Source organism: Thermanaeromonas sp. DSM 22490 (assembly GCF_056378755.1).
Genome location: NZ_JBJHHE010000065.1, coordinates 1 through 1,310 on the forward strand (window position 1 = coordinate 1; position 1,310 = coordinate 1,310).

The following is a 1,310-nucleotide window of genomic DNA, read 5'->3' on the forward strand; positions in this document are numbered from 1 at the left end:
TATAATGGACCCAGAAAACTAGACACGAAAAATGGGGGTCCTAAGCGTCAGAATGGGTACTAGGAAACAATATCCAGCCGAGTTTAAGGCTAAAATCGTACTGGAAATTCTCAAGGAAGAAAAATCCATCGCCCAAATCGCTTCCGAATATGGTATCCACCCTTCCCTTCTAAACAAGTGGAGAAATGTAGCGATACAAAAACTGCCTTCCCTCTTCACCGATGAAACGAAAAATATGGAGAACATGAAATCTGAATACGAGAAGAAAATACAAGACCTGTACGCGGAAGTCGGCCGCTTAACCACTGAGCTGACCTGGCTTAAAAAAAAGAGTGGCCTCTGAGCTTAGCCGGGATGAGCGCTTGGGTTTGGTGGAATGGGGCCATCCAGAACTAACTATCAAAAAGCAAGCAGAGCTTTTAAGCCTAAACCGCTCTAGCTTATACTATCACCCAGTGCCCCCTTCCCCACAAGAAATAGCCATAAAGCATCGCATCGACGAAATATACACTGAGTTTCCCTTCTACGGTTCCAGGCGCATTACGGCCCAGCTTCGAAGGGAGGGATTCTCAGTCAACCGCAAAGCCGTCCAGCGCCACATGCGGGAAATGGGTATAGCCGCTATCTACCCCAAATCTAACTTAAGCAGAAGAAACCATAAGCATCGAGTATATCCCTACTTGCTGCGGGGCCTTCCCATTACTTACCCCAACCAGGTCTGGGGTATAGACATCACCTACATACGGCTAGTCCGGGGATGGATGTACCTGGTGGCCATCATGGACTGGTACTCCCGGTTTGTAGTAAGCTGGGCCCTGGACCAGTGCTTAGAGACAGCCTTTGTATTAGTGGCGGTAAAAGAAGCAATTGCTAAAGCCAAGCCGGAGATAATGAACAGCGACCAAGGAGCTCAGTTTACCGACCCGGACTACATAAAGCTCCTAGAAGGAGCGGGTATAAGGATTAGCATGGACGGGAAAGGCCGGGCTACCGACAACATTTTCACCGAGCGTCTTTGGCGGAGCCTGAAATACGAAGAAGTCTATCTCAACGAATATCAAAGTCCCCGTGAAGCCAGGCAGGGTATCTCTCGATATCTAGAGTTTTACAACTACCGCCGGCCTCACCAGTCCTTGGGATATAGGACGCCAGCAGAAGTCTATTATGGAAAGGGCTAAGACATATTATGCCAAATATGGAATCCAAAAAATTTGTTCATAAGCTATTCCATGCTACTATTAACCAAATTAGGTTTATCTTTCCACGCTTAAAATTTTTAAATTCGTGTCTTGACAAAGGGGTCCACCTTA

General features: G+C 46.9%; 1 protein-coding gene. It reads left to right on the plus strand.

From position 1 onward, the window contains the following. The first annotated feature begins 52 nt into the window (after positions 1–52). A protein-coding gene (locus tag AC1BI1_RS15320) for an IS3 family transposase (RefSeq protein ID WP_476718170.1) occupies positions 53–1,178 on the plus strand; the annotation gives its coding sequence in 2 pieces (ribosomal slippage) (positions 53–319 and positions 321–1,178; 1,125 coding nt in all). Positions 1,179–1,310 lie beyond the last annotated feature (132 nt).